At 58.3% G+C, this 17,403-nt stretch carries 16 protein-coding genes and 1 riboswitch; of the genes, 8 read left to right on the top strand and 8 right to left on the bottom strand.

Annotated elements, in window-relative coordinates:
* Positions 1-16: 16 nt before the first annotated feature.
* From ACR8BF_RS01180 to ACR8BF_RS01170, 3 genes are all read right to left on the bottom strand, one after another.
* Positions 17-1,183 (bottom strand): HD-GYP domain-containing protein, encoded by a 1,167-nt coding sequence (locus ACR8BF_RS01180; protein WP_292987101.1) that lies wholly within the window; start codon positions 1,181-1,183, stop codon positions 17-19.
* 159 nt (positions 1,184-1,342) lie between these two features.
* Positions 1,343-2,299 (bottom strand): 2-hydroxyacid dehydrogenase, encoded by a 957-nt coding sequence (locus ACR8BF_RS01175; protein WP_179898733.1) that lies wholly within the window; start codon positions 2,297-2,299, stop codon positions 1,343-1,345.
* Positions 2,280-3,671: an MFS transporter gene (locus tag ACR8BF_RS01170; RefSeq protein WP_179898732.1), complete on the bottom strand. Its 1,392-nt coding sequence runs from the start codon at positions 3,669-3,671 to the stop codon at positions 2,280-2,282. The genes ACR8BF_RS01175 and ACR8BF_RS01170 overlap by 20 nt, the downstream gene beginning before the upstream one ends.
* A gap of 421 nt (positions 3,672-4,092) precedes the next feature.
* Here ACR8BF_RS01170 and ACR8BF_RS01165 point away from each other — a divergent pair, with 421 nt between their 5' ends.
* Positions 4,093-5,010, top strand: a complete 918-nt coding sequence (locus ACR8BF_RS01165; protein ID WP_292987103.1) for a sugar ABC transporter substrate-binding protein — start codon at positions 4,093-4,095, stop codon at positions 5,008-5,010.
* Positions 5,011-5,045: 35 nt separating this feature from the next.
* Here the strand turns inward: ACR8BF_RS01165 and ACR8BF_RS01160 are convergent, their stop codons facing one another.
* Entirely contained in the window at positions 5,046-5,546 is a 501-nt protein-coding gene (locus ACR8BF_RS01160; protein WP_179898730.1) for a GNAT family N-acetyltransferase, read from the bottom strand.
* A 72-nt stretch (positions 5,547-5,618) separates the two neighbouring features.
* Between ACR8BF_RS01160 and ACR8BF_RS01155 the strand changes: the two genes are divergently transcribed.
* Positions 5,619-7,451: an ABC transporter ATP-binding protein gene (locus ACR8BF_RS01155; protein WP_434745451.1), complete on the top strand. Its 1,833-nt coding sequence runs from the start codon at positions 5,619-5,621 to the stop codon at positions 7,449-7,451.
* Here the strand turns inward: ACR8BF_RS01155 and ACR8BF_RS01150 are convergent.
* Entirely contained in the window at positions 7,448-8,572 is a 1,125-nt protein-coding gene (locus ACR8BF_RS01150; RefSeq protein WP_179898728.1) for a GNAT family N-acetyltransferase, read from the bottom strand. The two genes, ACR8BF_RS01155 and ACR8BF_RS01150, sit on opposite strands and share 4 nt — an antisense overlap.
* Before the next feature lie 141 nt (positions 8,573-8,713).
* Between ACR8BF_RS01150 and ACR8BF_RS01145 the strand changes: the two genes are divergently transcribed.
* The 3 genes from ACR8BF_RS01145 to ACR8BF_RS01135 all read left to right on the top strand — a co-directional run bounded on the left by ACR8BF_RS01145 (position 8,714) and on the right by ACR8BF_RS01135 (position 11,276).
* Positions 8,714-9,619, top strand: a complete 906-nt coding sequence (locus ACR8BF_RS01145) for a LysR family transcriptional regulator (protein WP_314985383.1) — start codon at positions 8,714-8,716, stop codon at positions 9,617-9,619.
* 98 nt (positions 9,620-9,717) lie between these two features.
* Positions 9,718-10,659, top strand: coding sequence for a glutathione S-transferase family protein (locus ACR8BF_RS01140; RefSeq protein ID WP_179898726.1), 942 nt, complete (start codon positions 9,718-9,720; stop codon positions 10,657-10,659).
* A gap of 11 nt (positions 10,660-10,670) precedes the next feature.
* Positions 10,671-11,276: an alpha/beta hydrolase gene (locus tag ACR8BF_RS01135; RefSeq protein WP_434745905.1), complete on the top strand. Its 606-nt coding sequence runs from the start codon at positions 10,671-10,673 to the stop codon at positions 11,274-11,276.
* Here ACR8BF_RS01135 and ACR8BF_RS01130 read toward each other — a convergent pair.
* Positions 11,273-12,088, bottom strand: coding sequence for a sugar phosphate isomerase/epimerase family protein (locus ACR8BF_RS01130; RefSeq protein WP_434745450.1), 816 nt, complete (start codon positions 12,086-12,088; stop codon positions 11,273-11,275). The genes ACR8BF_RS01135 and ACR8BF_RS01130 overlap by 4 nt on opposite strands.
* Positions 12,089-12,210: 122 nt before the next feature.
* Entirely contained in the window at positions 12,211-12,588 is a 378-nt protein-coding gene (gene crcB / locus ACR8BF_RS01125) for a fluoride efflux transporter CrcB (protein WP_136198120.1), read from the bottom strand.
* A gap of 87 nt (positions 12,589-12,675) precedes the next feature.
* Positions 12,676-12,751: riboswitch (Fluoride riboswitch) on the bottom strand.
* Between the two features lie 117 nt (positions 12,752-12,868).
* Between crcB and ACR8BF_RS01120 the strand changes: the two genes are divergently transcribed.
* A complete protein-coding gene (locus ACR8BF_RS01120) occupies positions 12,869-13,789 on the top strand; it encodes a nucleoside hydrolase (RefSeq protein ID WP_434745449.1) in 921 nt (306 codons plus the stop codon).
* Between the two features lie 17 nt (positions 13,790-13,806).
* Here the strand turns inward: ACR8BF_RS01120 and ACR8BF_RS01115 are convergent, their stop codons facing one another.
* Positions 13,807-14,835, bottom strand: coding sequence for a zinc-binding alcohol dehydrogenase family protein (locus ACR8BF_RS01115; RefSeq protein ID WP_434745448.1), 1,029 nt, complete (start codon positions 14,833-14,835; stop codon positions 13,807-13,809).
* A gap of 137 nt (positions 14,836-14,972) precedes the next feature.
* Between ACR8BF_RS01115 and ACR8BF_RS01110 the strand changes: the two genes are divergently transcribed.
* Together ACR8BF_RS01110 and ACR8BF_RS01105 are read left to right on the top strand one after the other, a co-directional pair.
* A complete protein-coding gene (locus ACR8BF_RS01110) occupies positions 14,973-15,875 on the top strand; it encodes a GntR family transcriptional regulator (RefSeq protein ID WP_179898722.1) in 903 nt (300 codons plus the stop codon).
* A 170-nt stretch (positions 15,876-16,045) separates the two neighbouring features.
* Positions 16,046-17,398, top strand: a complete 1,353-nt coding sequence (locus ACR8BF_RS01105) for an MFS transporter (protein ID WP_179898721.1) — start codon at positions 16,046-16,048, stop codon at positions 17,396-17,398.
* Positions 17,399-17,403: the final 5 nt, after the last annotated feature.

Below are 17,403 nucleotides of genomic sequence, written 5' to 3'. Positions count from 1 at the left end.
TAAAAATGGCGAAAAATCAGGCGACTTCCAGCGCCCAGATACGATTGAGATCGACGTTACCCCACAGCGTGCTGTCTTCTGCGCCCACAATGCTGTCGGTGCAGAAGCTGTCGCCGAGGTCGAGCTCCTCCGGTTTCACTTCACGCTGGGCATGTAGCGACCAGAAGACATGCACACAGGGACGCATCAGTGATTTTTCGCCCACTTTCACCACCAGCGCCACCCGACCAGAGGCCAGACGCACCAGCGATCCCACCGGATAGATCCCGATAGTACGCACGAAGGTGTGCAGCAGCCCAGGATCAAAATGGCCGCGCCAGCTCAGCATCTGATGCATCGCCTCAGCAGGCGTCCAGCCTTTGCGGTAGGCGCGGGTCGAGGTGACAGCATCATAGACATCACACACTGCCGCCATGCGGGCGTAGAACGAAATCGCCTCGCCTTTCAGGCGGTGCGGATAGCCACTGCCATCATATTTTTCATGATGATGCAGGGCGATATCGAGCAGGTCGTCATCGGCATTGGCTTCTATCAGCATCTGTGTGCCGACCACCGGATGCTCCCGCATCACCCTGAACTCCTCTTCAGTCAGCTTGCCCGCTTTGTTCAGGATCGCCAGCGGCACAGCCGCTTTGCCAACATCGTGCAGTAAACCGCCCATCCCCACCCGGCGCAGCTGAGTCTCATCCAGTCCGAGCTTTTTGCCCAGCGCGATCATCAGTCCACAGACCGCCATAGAGTGCAGATAGGTGTAGTCATCATGATTTTTCAGCCGTGCCACGCTTAGCATGGCAGAGGGTTCACGCGTGATCGATCCGGCAATTTCATCGACCAGATCCATCATGTAATCGAGCTTCAGGCCGTTACCCAGCCGCGCCTCGTTGAACATCGCCAGCACTTTTGGTTTGCCCTGTTGAAAGATCTGCTGTGCCTGATCCAGTTCCTGAAAAAACGGGGTGCGCCCGATGGTTCGCTTTGCGATCGAGGTGGCGATCGGCGTCTGAACCGATCGATCGAGGTCGATCCAGAGCTGGCGGATCCCTTCACTGCGTAGCGTGGCGATTTGACGTGGATCGGTGATCAGCATTTGATTATGAATGCGCTGGTCCTTTATCCACCAGACCTCCAGCTTGTGGATAAACATCCCTGGACGCAATTCATCAATGGTAATCAGCTTTATCACGCTATCACTCCTTAACATCAGCGGGTGGGATAAGGTGATATCGGCAGCCGGGCAAATTTTCTTCAGGCTGTTTTGTGCGAAGTGTGGTGTCGGGAGTGTGGTCAGAGGAGAGGCCTCCTGCCTCTCTCGTGCTTGCGCATGGCTAAGTCATTGGTGTGGTTACACCACCCGGGTCAGCACCGGCTCACCACGGGCAAAGGCCAGCATGTTCTCAAACACCAGGTCAGCCATCGCTGCCATCGTTTCGCAGGTGCTGCTGGCGATATGCGGCGTAATCACCACATTGTCGCGCTGGCGCAGGGCATCCGGCACCTGCGGCTCCTGTTCAAACACATCCAGCCCGGCACCGGCGATCTGCCCGGTTTCCAGCGCCTTCAGCAGCGCCTGCTGATCGACCACGCTACCGCGTGCGATGTTAATCAGATAGCCCTGCGGTCCCAGCGCCTGCAATACGTCCGCGTTGATAATATGACGCGTCGTGGCACCACCCGGCAGCGTCAGCACCAGAAAATCGGCCTGTTGCGCCAGGGCCACCAGGCTCTCATGCCGGGTATAGGGCACATCAGGCCGTGAACGTGGGTTGTAGTAATGTATCTGCATATCAAACGCCTGCGCGCGCCTGGCCACCGCCTGACCGATATTACCCAGCCCGACAATGCCGCACACCTTGCCGCCGATTTTGCTGCTCAGCGGAAAGCGCCCCTGCTGCCAGTGGCCTGCGCGCGTGAAACGATCGGCCTCACTGATGCGGCGCGCCACATCCAGCAGCAGTGCCATCCCCAGATCCGCGACGCAATCATTCAGCACCTCTGGCGTGTTGGTCACCACAATGCCGCGTGACCGGGCGGCCTCCGTATCAATGCTGTCATACCCGACGCCGTTACTGCAGATCGCTTTCAGATTGGGTAGCGCGGCGATCAGCGCGGCTGGTGCGCCCATCACCGCGTTGCCGCTGGTGACCAGCATGTCGATATCTGCACCCTGCTCAGCCAGAAAGGCCGCCTCATCATCCGCCTCCCACAGCCGGAACGCGGTAAACGACTGTTCGATATTCTCTATCAGCTGCGGCGGCAGATATTTCCCTTTTATCAGCACCTTACATTGCTTTAAGGCCATCTTCTTTCTCCTGATTGTTATAGGATGCAGGGCGATGGGTCTCTTCGCCGACGCGTTCAATCGGTCCCATCACCAGCAGGAACAGCAGAGCCGCTACCACGCAGTGTGCCGCCACAAACGCCAGTCCGATGCTGTAGCTGCCGGTCAGACCGACGATGATGCCGAATAGCAGCGGCGTGGTGAAACCGGCGATATTGCCGATGCCGTTAAAAATCGACCCCGCCAGACCCACCGCCTCTTTCGGTGCGGTGTCGCTGATCACCGTCCAGGTGCCGGCTCCGGCCGCGATGCCTTTGCCGAAAAAGGCGAAGGACATAATGGCGATGATGCCGCCGTTACCAGGAATGATTGCAGCCAGCACCAGGCTCGACGCCATCAGCATGCCGACGATATAGGGTGTTTTGCGCGCCCAGGAGACGCTCCAGCCTCGGGCGATTAACGTGTCTGACAGGTAACCGCCGCTAATCCCGCCCAGAAAACCAAACAGCGCCGGCGCAACGGTGGCGAATCCCGCCTCCATGATGTTCATGCCGCGCGCCTGCACCAGATAAATGGGAAACCAGGTAATAAAGAAGTAGCTGAGCGCGATGATGCAGTACTGACCGAGATAGGCGCACCACAGCATGCGATTGGTGAGCAGCTTTCTGAACATCGCTTTGCTGACCGGTGGCCGCGCTTTCAGCGTCTGGGCCGCATCAATATCGACCAGCGCACCACCCTCCACGATGTGGCGCAGTTCGCTTTCCGACACGCCGGGGTGATTGCGCGGCTCGCGCATCCAGGCCGCCCAGACAAACACCGCCACCAGACCGATGCCGCCCAGCACAAAGAATGGCCATTCCCAGCCAAAGCGCGACACCAGCCAGCCTGAAAGCGGCGAGAAGATGGCGACGGCGAAATATTGCGCCGAACTGAACAGCGATGAAGCCCGTCCCCGCTCTGCACCCGGGAACCACATAATCACCACGCGCGCATTGGCGGGAAAGCTGGGCGCTTCAATCAATCCCAGCATAAAGCGCAGACCAAACATCAGCATCAGCGCGCCGGTCATGCCGCTGGAGAACTCGCCCACGAATCCCATCGCCAGCGTGGACACGGACCAGAGCGCCAGCGTGACGCCATAGACTTTTTTGGCTCCAAAGCGGTCAAGCAACAGTCCGCCGGGGATCTGCCCGATAACATAGGCCCAGCTAAAGGCAGAGAGGATCAATCCGAGCTGGATCGCTGACAGCCCGAACTCTTCTTTGATCGCCGACCCGGAGATCGAGAGGATCGAGCGGTCGGCGTATGCCACCACCGACAGAAACAGGATCAGGCAGAGGATCCCGATGCGGACATGCGTCGTCCGTTGAGGCTTTTGGTCTTTAGGCATGAGCTGAATTCCTTAAAAAGCGGCGGGTTACGCCACGAGGTTTTTTTCAGGAATAACGCTGAGATATCCCGTTTAAGGGAATATAGATAGGCCGCTAACCATTGGTCATTGTGCGGATGTTGAGATCGTCGGGTCCGATTACGCGCTTTTCTGGCAACCGCCACAACTGCCCGTGCGGCGCTGCACAAAAGCGCGAAAAGCCATGGCTCTCTGCCCCGGAGTGTGCGCCAGGTCGGAGATTTCACCGGCCCTGCCAGCTATGACGCGGCGATTTTACGGCAAAGTGTGGCGGCGCTAGCAAGTGTGAAAAGGGCCGGTTGTCAAACCTGGCGGCAATTCCTAAGCTGCAAATGATCGTGGTTTATCCATTTTTACAAAAAATGAAAAATCCATTCCATCCGGTTTACCTCGGGAGTCACCAATGAAAAAACGTGCATGGGCAATACTCTGTCTGCTCTCTCTTTCCACGTCGGCGCTGGCAGAAAAGATCGGCGTCTCGATGGCCTATTTCGACCAGAACTTCCTCACCCTTATTCGCCAGTCGATTGAGAAAGAGGCCAAAGTGCGTCAGCTGGATGCGCAGTTCGAAGATGCGCGCGGTGACGTGGGTCGTCAGACCGACCAGGTGCAGAGCTTTATCAGTGCTGGCGTGGACGCGATTATTGTCGATCCGGTGGACTCCGCCAGTACCCCTGCCCTGACGAAACTGGCGCAGCAGGCGCACATTCCGCTGGTCTATGTTAACCGCTCCCCGGGCGATAAAACCCTGCCGCCGGGCGTAGTGTTTGTCGGTTCTGACGAACGCGAGTCCGGCACATTGCAGATGGAAGCGCTGGCGAAGCAGGCCGGTTACCGTGGCAAAGTCGCCATCATGATCGGTAACCTCAGCGATGCGGGTGCGCTGCAGCGCACCCGAGATGTGGAACAGGTGGTGGCAAAATATCCCGACATGAAAGTGGTGCTGAAGCAGACCGCCAACTATGCACGCAATGAGGGCATGGATTTAATGCTCAACTGGCTGTCGAACGGCGAAGAGATTGATATTGTCGCCGCCAACAACGATGAGATGGCGATTGGCGCGACGATGGCGATTGCGCAGGCGAAGCCGAAGAAAACCATTCTGGTGGGCGGCATTGATGCCACGCCGGATGGCCTGAAAGCGCTGGCGAGCGGTAAACTGGCGGTGACGGTGTTCCAGGATGCCGTGGGTCAGGGCAAAAAATCGGTTGAGGTGGCGCAGCAGATGATCAAAGGCCAGAAGGTGGATTCTCACCAGTGGATCCCCTTTGAGCTGGTGACGCAACAGAACATGCAGCAATACCGCACTAAAAATCCGTAACGCGACATGGAGCGGCAGTGATGCCGCTCCGGGTATCACTTCTCGTGCAGCAGTTTCGCCATCATCACCACATCGCGCAGCTGACCGTCGCGCAGTGCAGCCTGCCGCATCACCCCTTCACGCTCAAAGCCCAGTCGTTCATAGAGCCGCAGCGCCCGTTCGTTGTCATGAAACACCTCCAGCTCCATACGCGTAATGCCCAGCCAGTTGCGGGAATAATCCAGCGCGGTGCGGATCAGGCGCTCACCGACGCCGCGACCGGCGAAATCGGGATGCACGCCCAGCCCAAAGCTGATGCAGTGGCGAGTGCGCGGCTTGTTATCCACGAACAGCGTCAGCTCACCGGCCAGCACGCCATCAATCTCGGCCACAAAGGCGATAAATCCCTCTGCATCCATTCTGGCGAATTTTTTCTCCCAGGTGGCGACACTGGGAAACGGCAACTGCAGTGTCCAGGGATAGACATCGGGATGACTGTAGAGCCTTTGATAGGCAGCAGCATCCTGCGGTTCCCGTGCCCGAATAATGATTTCCATATTTTCTCCTTTTAGCCGATCGAGGTTCATGCACTAAGCTGTAGCTCTTTACCGGACGGAAAGAGTATCGCTATGTTGTATCGTCGTTTTGAGCGTTTTATCAATATTTTTCATGACGCGCCCACCGATTCGCCTCCCTCAACGGTCTGGTCGTTTTACCGCTATTATCTGCGTCAGGTCTGGCCAAGTTTTGCGGCGCTGCTGGTGGTAGGGCTGGCATCCGCGCTGATCGAAGTATCGCTGTTCAGCTATCTGAGCCGCATTATCGATATGGTCAATCACTCCACACCTGCCACCCTGTTCCGGGATAACTGGCCGATACTCCTGTGGATGGGGGCGGTGGCGCTGATTCTGCGGCCGATTTTTATCGCCCTGCACGACATGCTGGTTCACCAGAGCATCAGCCCGAGTATGACCAGCATGATCCGCTGGCAGAATCACAACTACGTACTGCGCCAGAGCCTCAACTTCTTTCAGAACGATTTCGCGGGTCGTATTGCCCAGCGCATTATGCTAACCGGCAGTTCACTGCGTGATTCCGCGGTGCAGCTGGTCGATGCCATCTGGCATGTGCTGATCTACGCCGTGACCTCGCTGGTACTGTTTGCCGGTGCCGACTGGCGGCTGATGATCCCGCTGATCCTATGGATGGTGGCCTACAGCGCCTCGCTGCGATTCTTTGTGCCGCGTGTCAAAGCGCGTTCGGTGGTCTCCTCGGAGTCGCGCTCAAAGCTGATGGGCACCATTGTTGACGGTTACACCAACATCGCCACCATCAAGCTGTTTGCCCACAGCGACCTGGAACGGCAGTATGCGCGTGAGGCGATTCAGGAGCAGACGGAAAAAACCCAGCACGCTGGCCGCATGGTCACCAGCATGGATCTGACGCTGTCGGCGCTGAACGGCCTGCTGATTGTCTCAACATCCGGACTGGCGCTGTGGTTGTGGAGCCAGTCACTGATTAGCGTTGGGGCGATTGCGCTGGCCACGGGTCTGGTGATCCGCCTGGTGAACATGTCCGGCTGGATCATGTGGGTGGTCAATGGCATCTTCGAAAATATCGGCACGGTACAGGATGGCCTGAAAACCATCGCGCAGCCGCTGAGCGTGCAGGATGTGCCGCAGGCGGAGCAGCTGAAGGTGACGCGCGGCAACATCCGTTTTGAGGATGTGCGCTTCGATTATGGCGGTGGCCGCCAGGTGATTAACGGCTTTAACCTCGACATCAAACCGGGCGAGAAGATTGGTCTGATTGGTCCTTCGGGTGCCGGTAAATCGACGCTGGTAAACCTGCTGCTGCGTCTTTATGACCTGAACGGTGGGCGGATTGTGATCGACGATCAGGATATCGCCGCCGTAACGCAGGAGAGCCTGCGCAGCCAGATTGGCATGATTACGCAGGACACCTCGCTGCTGCACCGCTCAATCCGCGAAAACCTGCTCTATGGCCGTCCTGACGCCAGTGAAGAAGAGCTACAGCTTGCCATTCACCGCGCCCGCGCCGATGAGTTTATTCCGCTGCTCTCCGACTCGCTGGGCCGCACCGGGCTGGACGCGCACGTGGGCGAGCGAGGCGTGAAACTGTCGGGTGGTCAGCGCCAGCGTGTGGCGATTGCCCGTGTGCTGCTGAAGGATGCCCCGGTTCTGATCATGGATGAGGCTACCTCTGCGCTCGACTCCGAAGTGGAAGCGGCGATTCAGGAGAGCCTGGAGTCATTGATGCAGGGCAAAACCGTAATCGCGATTGCACACCGCCTGTCGACCATCGCGAAGATGGATCGACTGGTGGTGCTGGATAAAGGCGGCATTGCCGAGATGGGCAGCCATCACGAGTTGCTGGCCCGGAACGGTCTGTATGCCCGGCTGTGGCAGCATCAGACCGGCGGCTTTGTCGGCATCGATTAATCGCCACGTCGATAGGGTAAGGCGTCGCGCGCTTCTTCCGCCCAGCCGCGCACGCCTTCCCGCTCCTGCACCAGAAAATCTGCCACGGCATCGCGCAGGCCAGGATGCAGCAGATAGTGCCAGGAGTGGGTGATCTGCGGCTCAAAGCCGCGCACCAGCTTGTGCTCACCCTGCGCGCCCGCATCAAACCGCGTCAGCCCTTCATCAAGGGCTAAATCCATCCCCTGATAGAAACAGGTTTCGAAGTGCAGCCGGTCAAATTCCGCCAGACAGCCCCAGTAGCGGCCATAGAGCGAGTGGCTGTCCCGCAGATAAAAGGCCATCGCCGCCGGTTGCTGCTGTAAGCGGGCGATCACCACCACAATATTCTGCGGCATCCGTTCCGCCAGCAGGCTGAAGAAGTTTCGCGTCAGATAAGGCCGCTGGCCGCGTACCGCATAGGTATTGGCATAACAGGTGTAGACAAAATCCCACTGATCTTCGCGCAGCTGGTAGCCCAGATAACGGTCAAACACAAAACCGCTCTGCGCCACCTGCTCACGCTCTTTACGCAGCTGCTTTCGCTTGCGCGACATCAGCGTATCCAGGAAATCCTGAAAATCGCGGTAGCCACGGTTATGCCAGTGATACTGACAGCCGAGCCGGGAGAGCCAGTCGGGCTGATCGGCCAGCAGCTGGTTCGCCTGCGCATCCGTAAAGTTAATGTGCGCGCCGCTTAAGCCCTGCTGCAACAGGCTCTCCGGCAGGGCTGACAGCAGCTGTGCGGCAGCAGAGGGTTCCCCCAGCAGGCGCGCGCCGCTGACCGGACTAAAGGGGATCGCCCCCAGCCACTTTGGATAGTAGCGGATCCCGGCACGCTGGCTGGCATCCGCCCAGGCGTGATCAAAAACATATTCGCCCTGTGAATGATATTTCTGGTAGCCCGGCAGCGCGGCGCGGGTCACGCCATTTTCCCGCCATAACAGATGATCAGACTGCCAGCCCGATTCGGGCCGCACGCTGCCACTCTCTTCCAGCGTCAGCAGAAACGCATGGCGCAAAAAAGGCTGGTCATCAGGCAACAGCGCATCCCACTCGGCGGCCGGGATATCCGCCAGTGACGTCAGGTGAATCAGCGACATGAAATACTCCAGAAAACGTCGGGCAGAGGTTCAGTCAAGCAGGTTTTCCACCCCAGCGAAAGGGTAAAGGCACGCAAAGTGAAGGCTGCAACGCCAGGACTCAGCTTCTATACTGCCACTTTACCTCCACAGGACATGGCCATGGATCGACTCGATTGTGACCGGATGTTTGTCACGGTGCTGGAAACCGGCAGCTTTTCTGCGGCGGCGTTACGTCTCGGCACCAGCAGCAGTCAGGCTTCGAAGCTGGTTTCAAAACTGGAGCAGCGGCTCGGCGTTCAGCTGTTTAAGCGCAGCACGCGCGCCCTGTCGCCCACCGATGTTGGCCGCAGTTATTATGAGCGGGTGAAAAACCTGCTGGATGCCTTTGAGGCGCTGGATGCCAGCGTACGTGAAAGTGCCACCACGCCTACCGGCAGGCTGAAAATCAGCGCGCCCGGCTCCTTTGGCACGGTGGTACTCTCCCAGGTGCTGGTGGCATTTGCCCGGCGCTATCCGCTGATTGAACTGGATGTCAGCTTTTCAGACCGGGCCGTAAACATTGTCGATGAGGGGTTTGATATGGCGATCCGTATCGGCAACCTCAGCGACAGCAGTCTGGTGGCGCGCAGGCTGGGTGAAGTGCATGTGCGCATCGCCGCGTCGCCGGTCTATCTTGAGCAGTTCGGCACGCCGCAGCACTGGCGTGAAATAGCCCAGCATCAATGCATTATCGACACTAACTTCCGCGATCCCTGGCACTGGCCATTTGCCAGTTGTGACGGCAGCAACGAGATTGTTACCGTACCGGTGCGCGGACGTCTGCGCTTTGCCAATACCGAAGCCTGTCTGCAGGCGGCAGTCGCCGGATTAGGCATTGCGCGTCTGCCCGGTTTTGTTGCAGCCCCCGCGCTGCAACGCGGTGAGATTGTCCGGCTGCTGGAAAACTTCGACACGCCGCCGCTTGGCCTGTTTGCGGTTTACCCGCCTGCCCGCCATCTGGCACACCGGGCGCGTCTGCTCATCGACTTCCTGGTGACCCACTTTACCCATTTTCCACCCACGTGATTTCTTCCATAATGGAAGAAATCATTGTCTTTATGACCGGATTATCAACCATTTAGTCATCAGTTAAGCTACTTCTCAAAATAGAGAGAGGTGACGTGATGTTAGTAGAAGGCAAATGGAGTAGTGACTGGCATCCAGTACAGGCTACCGATAAACAGGGCGGGTTTGTCCGTCAGACGTCCGGCTTCCGGCATTTTATCAGCAGCGATGGCTCCACCGAATTCGCGGCCGAACCCGATCGCTACCATCTCTATGTGGGGCTGATCTGCCCGTGGGCATCACGCACCCTGATGGCGCGTAAACTTAAAGGACTGGAGTCGCTGATTAGCGTAACGGTGGTGGAGCCGCAGCTCGATGCCCAGGGCTGGCGCTTTGGTCACTTCCCCGGTGCGCAGCCGGACCCGCTGAATAACGCGCAGTATCTGCATGAAATCTACACCCGCGTGGTGCCCGATTATACGGGCCGCGCCACCGTGCCGGTGCTGTGGGACAAGAAAACCGGCACCATCGTCAACAATGAGTCCGCTGATATTGTGCGCATGTTTAACAGCGGCTTTGGCGATCTGGCCAATAACCGCATCGATCTCTACCCCGTCGCGCTGCGCGCTGAGATCGATGCGCTGAATGAGAGCCTCTATCCGCGTCTGAACAACGGCGTTTACCGCGCCGGATTCGCGACAACATCAATCAGCTATCACCAGGCATTTAATGACGTTTTCAGCCAGCTCGACGAACTGGAAGCCCTGCTCAGCGATGGTCGCACCTTCCTGCTGGGTGAACGGCTGACGGAAGCTGATATTCGCCTGTTCGTGACCCTGATTCGTTTTGACGTGGCCTATTATGGCCTGTTCAAATGCAATCTGCGCCGGATACGCGACTATACGTTGCTGAACCGCTATCTTAAGAGCATGTTGTCGGTCTCTGGCGTGCGAGAGACCGTCAGCATCGATCACATCAAACAGGGTTACTACTCGATCAAGGCGCTGAACCCGAACGGGATCGTTCCGGCTGGTCCTGATATGAGTGAATACGGTTTTTAAAAGGAGCAATGATGGCAAAAGCACTGGTAATTTTTCTGCATGGCGTGGGCAGTAACGGCGACGATCTGGCACCGATTGGCCGTCACTGGGCGACGCTGTTGCCGGATGTGATTTTTGCCTCTCCCAATGCGCCTGAACGTTTTGCCGCCGGTTTTGGCTGGCAGTGGTTCAGCCTGGAGGACGTGACGCCAGAGAACCGGCCGGGACGGGTTCGGGCCGCGCGGGCGGCGTTTGATGCGACACTGAGCGAGATTGTCGCGCAGCACGGCTTCGCCGATCGCTGGCAGGATGTGGTGCTGGTGGGCTTCTCTCAGGGATCGATCATGGCGCTGGATGCGCTGGCTTCTGGCCGTTATCCGCTGGCGGGCGTGGTCGCCTTTTCCGGTCGTCTGGCGGTTGACGGTGAATTAGCCCCGCAGGCTCATGTGCCCGCGCTGCTGATCCACGGTCAGGCCGATGAGGTGATCCCGTGGCAGGAGAGCGAATCAGCCGCAGCACGACTCCGGGCCGCATTGGTGCCGGTCGAGGCGCGCTTTGAACCCGCCACCGGCCACACCATCTCAGCCCAGGGTGCAATGCATGCCGCCGGATTTATCGGGCAGTGCTTACAGGATTAACCCCAGCAACGCTTTAACGCCTGCCAGGCATGACGTGCAGCCATGTCGGGCGGCAGGCGCTTCAGCGCATCATTAAAGACTTCGATTCCCACCGGCCCCTGATAGCCTGCACTTTTGAGCTTATCGACAAAGCGTTCAACATCGATAATGCCATCGCCGGGCAGCAGACGCTGGTGCTTTGCCATCGCCATCAGGCTCTGCTTATCCTGGGCGGGAACGGCCGCCATATCACACAGCTGTACTTCATAAATGCGATCGGCGGGAATGCCATCCAGATGCGAGGCGTCGCCCCCCAGCGCGCAGATGTGGAACAGATCAACCACCAGCCCGATATTGGGCTGGTCGAGCCGCTGCAATCGCTGCCACGCCAGCGGCAGCGTGTTGTCCACGCTGCACCAGGCCATCGGCTCATACATAATGCGCATGTTGTAGCGCGCAGCTTCAGAGGCCATCCAGCGCAGGTCATCATCAATCTGGTCGGCGCAGCAATCTTCGCGGGTAGTGGCTGGCGCCTGAAGCGTGTCGCAGCCCAGCGTCTGAGCAATCTGAATAAACTGGCGCAGCTCCTCGCGCTTCTTTCCGCGCAGCGCACCGGGTGCGCCGGTAAAATCACGCAGCACCTGGAGATTGGTAAAGCCAGGCCCCTGTCGGGCGGCGATCTCAGCCAGAGCCGCCGCGCCGCCCTGGTTTGCTTCGACATCCTCGCGCCAGATCTCAACCTGATCAAAACCGGCGTCACGCGCCGCCTGCAGTTTCTGGCCAGGTTCACCGTTTAACAACACCAGGTTAAGGAAGGTGGGATTGGTTCGCATTGCTCGGCTCCTTAATCGTCCGGAATAATCGGTGACGTTCAGTGTTACGCCCTGAAACACGCGCGTAAAACCTGAAACAGTATCTACCTCTTAATCGTTATGACAAGCGCCGATTCGCCGGATCAGCCCAGCAGCGTGACCAGCGCGAAACCGGCAAACGCCATCAGCAGTGAGCCGATCACATGCACCAGCGCACTGGCCATCGCCCAGAGATATTTGCCTGTCTGAAGCAGCCCCATTAATTCCGCAGTAAACGAGGAGAAGGTGGTCAGCCCGCCGCAGAGTCCGGTGACGATAAGCAGTTTCCAGATCGGATCGACATCGGGATGGCGGACAAACCAGGCCATCGCGCCGCCGATCACCAGACCGCCAATCAGATTCACCAGCAGCGTGCCAGGCGGCAGATTAGGGAAGAGCGCATTAAAACGCATCGAGAAAAGCCAGCGCAGTACACAGCCGGCAGAGCCGCCGATCATCACAGCCAGTAATGGTTTAAACATGTGTTGCTCCTGATTACAGAGTAATGCCGGGCTGAGGGGAGAGGCAGAGATAAACTGCGCCTGACACCTCAGCTCCCGCGAAAGGATTGAGTGTCAGGCGTCATCAGCCGGTGTTAAGCCCACCGGCGGTTGGGAAAGGTGGCACGCCATCACCTTGAGCGGGTGATAATACGACGCCCGTTTCAGGCTGGCAAGCGTGTGCTCGTGGCGGCAGAATCGCTTGACGCCCTGCACGCTGACGGGGTAATGCTGAGGGTTTACAGCCTGTTGCGGAGACCCTATGCGGACCCTGATTTTTGATACTGATATCGGCGTGGATGATGCCTTTGCGCTGGCTTATGCGGCGCGGACGCAGCATCTGCTGGGGATTACCACGGTGTTTGGCAACGTGGCGGTGGGGCAGGCGGTGAAAAATGCCCGGCTGTTTTGCGACAAAATGGCGATTAACGCAGAGGTCTATCGTGGCTGTTCACGGCCGCTGGCGCTGGCACCCTCTGCGTCCGCCAGGCTGCACGGTGAAGACGGCCTGGGCGACGCGTTTGATAATCCCTTCAGCGATGAGGCGCCAGGCGCGGTGCAGTTTATTATCGACAGCGTGCGGGCACAGCCGCATCAGATCACCCTGGTGGCGATTGGTCCGCTGACCAACATCGCCACGGCTATTAATCAGGCACCGGATATTATTCCGCTGGTGAAAGAGCTGGTGATCATGGGCGGCGCGTTTGGCACCGATGGCCACAGCGGCAACGTGACGCCTTTCAGCGAATTCAATATCTGGAAAGATCCGCATGCGGCCGATCAGGTGCTCGCCTCGGCGCTGAACGTGGTGGTGATCCCGCTGGATGTCACGCACAAGGTGCTGATCAGCGGCGATGAGGTTCAGCGTCTGAACCAGCCGGTGCTGAGCGCTATCTGTCGCCCTTACCTGGCTTACAGTCTGGCAAAAGAGGGATTTAATGGAATGGCGTTGCACGACACCCTGGCGGTGGCGTGGCTGACGCTGCCGCAGGCTTTTACGATCGCTGAAAATCCGCTGCGGGTCATCACAGAGGGCATCGCCTGCGGTCAGACGGTGCGTAAACTGAGCGCGCTGGCCTCACGAGCGGATCCGTTTGCCGGTCTGCCCGCCCAGCGTATCGCGCTCGGCGTGGATGCCGACGCGGTGCGGGCGCACTTCTTTGAGACCCTCACCGCGTCCTGAAACGCTGGCTGACCGCGTTACCGGTCGAAGTGGATCACACCTTTGATCAATTGGCGGTTGTTGATGATTTGCGCCTCGAAGGTTTCATCCAGCGTGGAAAAAGCCAGATGGTGATTCAGCATCATTTCGGCGCGCAGCTGGCCGCTGGCCATCAGCGCACTCACCCGGTCGAAATCTTCGCGGGTGGCATTGCGGCTGCCCATTAGCGTGGTTTCTTTTTTGTGGAATTCACTGTCCGGGATGACCAGATCGCCTTTGTGCAGGCCGACATAGACGATTGTGCCGCCGTGTCGCATCAGGTTGACCGCATTGTTCATCGCCGCCGGGCTGCCAGTAGCGTCGATCACCTTCAGCGCCAGCCGGCCACCAAACTGCTCGCGTAGCGCGTTATAAAACGCCTCATCCGCCGGATTCAGTGCCGCCAGCCCGAGCTGGTCAGCGACATGCTGGCGACGGAATTCGCTGGTGTCCGCCACCACCACCTGCGCGCCGCTGGCGGCAGCAATGGCGGCGACACCCAACCCTATCGGTCCGGCTCCCACTACCAGCACCTGCTCATCCGCCATGATTCCGGCGCGACGCACCGCATGGGCGCTGATGGCAAACGGCTCAATCAGCGCGGCCGCTTCCGGAGCCACCTCATCCACCGCCAGCAACGTGCTGACCGGCACGCTCAGGTAATCACAGAAACCGCCATCCTGATGCACGCCAATGACCGAGATCTGCTCACAGCAGTTAGTCTTGCCACTCTGACAGGCGTCGCAGCGCAGACAGGAGATGTAGGGCATTAACGCCACCCGCTGGCCTGGCTGAAAGCCCGCGGCGCCACTACCCAGCGCCACCACTTCGGCACAGATTTCATGGCCCAGCACCCGTGGATAGCTGAAGAACGGCTGATTGCCGGACCAGGCGTGGATATCAGTGCCGCAGATCCCGGCGGTGAGAATTTTAATCAGCACCTCGCCAGCGGCAGGCTCAGGGGTGTCACGGGTGGCCCAGACCATCTTACGTGGTTCAGCGATGACCAGTGCTTTCATTGTTGTCATGGTGATTCTCCGGTTGTCCTGCAGGCAGTTATGGCGAATCCTGCTTGCTGCGCGGCGTTCGTTAGCGGGAAATGTGAAGCACGACGATTTTTTTGGGCTTTGAATGGTTTTTAATGCATAAAAAACCGGAGAGTCAGATGAGCCGCAGCCAGAATTTGCGTCAGAACGTGATTAACCAGATGCTTGAGAGCATTGCTCAGCGTCATATTCGTTCCCCCCTTCCCCCCCAGGCGGCACTGGCCGAGATGTTCAATATCAGCCGGACCACGGTGCGCCATACGCTGCACTATCTGCATCAGTGCGGCGTGCTCGACAAAGTCGATCAAACCTACGTAATCGTGCGCGATCCCTGCGAAGATGACAGTTTTAGCGCCTTAACGCCGCCGATTGAGCAGCAGGCCAGCCACTTTGAGCAGATGTTTTTTAATATGATTAATCAGCGGCAGCTGGTGCCCGGCGATACCTTCAGCGAGCTGCAACTGGCGCAGCAGGTGAAAGTCAGCCCGGTAGTGGTGCGCGAATTTCTGCTGCGCTTTATGCGCTATGACCTGCTGGAGCCCGTGAAACGCGGTCAGTGGCGCATGAAAAAATTCACTCAGGATTACGCCGAGAAGCTGTTTGAACTGCGCGAGATGCTGGAAACCCACGCCCTGAGCCGCTTCCTGAATCTGCCCGCCAGCGATGAGCGTTGGGTTCAGGCACGGGATCTGCTGGATCGTCACCGATCGATGCGCGATACCATCGCCAGCAACTATCGCCACTTTGCTGCACTGGATCGCCAGATGCATTCACTGATTTTATCCGCCGCCAGTAACCCGTTTTTCAACCAGTCACTGGAGATTATCTCAGTGATCTTTCACTCGCATTATCAGTGGGATGAAAGCGATCTTAAGCAGCGTAATATCGTCGCGCTGGAGGAGCATATGGCGATCCTGACCGCACTGATTAGCCGTCAGGATATCGATGCGCTCTGTGCATTACACAGTCATCTGGCGACCGCCAAAACCTCGATGGTGCGCTCAATCGGTCAGTACAATTAAAAACCGATTAAAAACCACAAAGCACTAGCTCCCGCACGATTCAGAAACATCTTTGCAACATACTTAACCCTTTGCTCTTAGTCTCGACTGCAACGTCACAGCGGCCTTTTGCCGCTGCGCGCAGACCCCTTCTCACCATAACGATAAGTACCCAGTTTCGGGAGAGTGCAATGGAAAAGACCTCAGTAACCGGCCGCGACAGCGTGACCGGTAACACGCCACCAGACCAGGATTTCGTGCCGATGCGCAGCGACGTGGTACGTTCACCGCGTATCCGCAAGGTGCAGATCACGGCGATGCTGCTGTTGCTGTTCGCGGCCATCATCAACTATCTGGATCGCAGCTCGCTGTCGGTCGCGAATATGACCATCCGTGAGGAAATGGGACTGAGCGCCACCGAAATCGGCTTCCTGCTCTCGGCTTTTTCGCTGGCGTATGGCCTGGCGCAGCTGCCGTGTGGCGCGCTGCTGGATCGTAAAGGGCCGCGCATTATGCTCGGCATCGGCATGTTTATCTGGTCGCTGTTCCAGGCCGCCTCTGGTCTGGTGCATAACTTCACCCAGTTCATCCTGGTGCGCATCGGTCTGGGTATTGGCGAAGCGCCGATGAACCCGTGCGGCGTGAAGGTGATCAACGACTGGTTCAACATTAAAGATCGCGGCATGCCGATGGGGATGTTTAATGCGGCTTCGATGATTGGGCTGTCGGTGGCCCCGCCGATTCTGGCGGCGATGATGCTGGTAATGGGATGGCGTGGCATGTTTGTCACCATCGGTATCCTCGGTATGTTCCTCGCTATCGGCTGGTATATGATTTACCGCGACCGTGACAACAACACCCTGAGCGCCGAAGAGATCCACTATCTGCAGGCGGGCAGCGTGGCGTCGCGGAAAGAGCCGATCAGTTTCAAAGAGTGGCGCGGCCTGTTTAAGCAGCGCACCATGTGGGGAATGATGATTGGCTTCAGCGGCATCAACTACACCGCGTGGCTCTATATCGCCTGGCTGCCGGGCTACCTGCAGTCCACCTATCACCTCGATCTGAAAAGTACTGGCCTGCTGGCGGCGATTCCGTTCCTGTTTGGTGCGGCGGGCATGCTGCTGAATGGCTATGTCGTTGACGCGCTGGTGCGTCGTGGCTTTAACGCAGTAAAAACCCGCAAAGTCTGCATCGTCAGCGGGATGCTGCTCTCAGCCGGATTCACCGCCGTAGTGACCCGCGCGACCGATACCACCAGCGCCGTAACGCTGATTGGCATGGCGCTGTTCTGTATCCACTTTGCCGGAACGTCTTGCTGGGGACTGATTCACGCCAACGTCACCGCCCGTATGACCGCTTCGGTCGGCAGCATCCAGAACTTTGCCAGCTTTATCTTTGCCTCGTTCGCGCCCGTAATCACCGGCTGGGTGCTCGACACCACCAAATCGTTCAGCCTTGCGCTGATGATTTGTGCCTGTGTGACGCTGGTTGGCGCACTCGCTTATCTGCTGCTGGTGCGCCAGCCCATCACCGACGGCGACTAATCACC

This window comes from Candidatus Pantoea rara (genome assembly GCF_051136265.1).
GTDB lineage: Bacteria > Pseudomonadota > Gammaproteobacteria > Enterobacterales > Enterobacteriaceae > Pantoea > Pantoea rara.
This window is presented reverse-complemented; position numbering and strand designations above follow the sequence as displayed.

What these genes read in the sequence shown, in the direction of transcription:
- ACR8BF_RS01175 (WP_179898733.1), bottom strand. Translation starts at nt 2,299, where the DNA reads ATGGCCTTAAAGCAATGTAAGGTGCTGATAAAAGGGAAATATCTGCCG.
- ACR8BF_RS01170 (WP_179898732.1), bottom strand. Translation starts at nt 3,671, where the DNA reads ATGCCTAAAGACCAAAAGCCTCAACGGACGACGCATGTCCGCATCGGG.
- ACR8BF_RS01165 (WP_292987103.1), top strand. Translation starts at nt 4,093, where the DNA reads ATGAAAAAACGTGCATGGGCAATACTCTGTCTGCTCTCTCTTTCCACG.
- ACR8BF_RS01160 (WP_179898730.1), bottom strand. Translation starts at nt 5,546, where the DNA reads ATGGAAATCATTATTCGGGCACGGGAACCGCAGGATGCTGCTGCCTAT.
- ACR8BF_RS01155 (WP_434745451.1), top strand. Translation starts at nt 5,619, where the DNA reads ATGTTGTATCGTCGTTTTGAGCGTTTTATCAATATTTTTCATGACGCG.
- ACR8BF_RS01150 (WP_179898728.1), bottom strand. Translation starts at nt 8,572, where the DNA reads ATGTCGCTGATTCACCTGACGTCACTGGCGGATATCCCGGCCGCCGAG.
- ACR8BF_RS01145 (WP_314985383.1), top strand. Translation starts at nt 8,714, where the DNA reads ATGGATCGACTCGATTGTGACCGGATGTTTGTCACGGTGCTGGAAACC.
- ACR8BF_RS01140 (WP_179898726.1), top strand. Translation starts at nt 9,718, where the DNA reads ATGTTAGTAGAAGGCAAATGGAGTAGTGACTGGCATCCAGTACAGGCT.
- ACR8BF_RS01135 (WP_434745905.1), top strand. Translation starts at nt 10,671, where the DNA reads ATGGCAAAAGCACTGGTAATTTTTCTGCATGGCGTGGGCAGTAACGGC.
- ACR8BF_RS01130 (WP_434745450.1), bottom strand. Translation starts at nt 12,088, where the DNA reads ATGCGAACCAATCCCACCTTCCTTAACCTGGTGTTGTTAAACGGTGAA.
- crcB (WP_136198120.1), bottom strand. Translation starts at nt 12,588, where the DNA reads ATGTTTAAACCATTACTGGCTGTGATGATCGGCGGCTCTGCCGGCTGT.
- ACR8BF_RS01120 (WP_434745449.1), top strand. Translation starts at nt 12,869, where the DNA reads ATGCGGACCCTGATTTTTGATACTGATATCGGCGTGGATGATGCCTTT.
- ACR8BF_RS01115 (WP_434745448.1), bottom strand. Translation starts at nt 14,835, where the DNA reads ATGACAACAATGAAAGCACTGGTCATCGCTGAACCACGTAAGATGGTC.
- ACR8BF_RS01110 (WP_179898722.1), top strand. Translation starts at nt 14,973, where the DNA reads ATGAGCCGCAGCCAGAATTTGCGTCAGAACGTGATTAACCAGATGCTT.
- ACR8BF_RS01105 (WP_179898721.1), top strand. Translation starts at nt 16,046, where the DNA reads ATGGAAAAGACCTCAGTAACCGGCCGCGACAGCGTGACCGGTAACACG.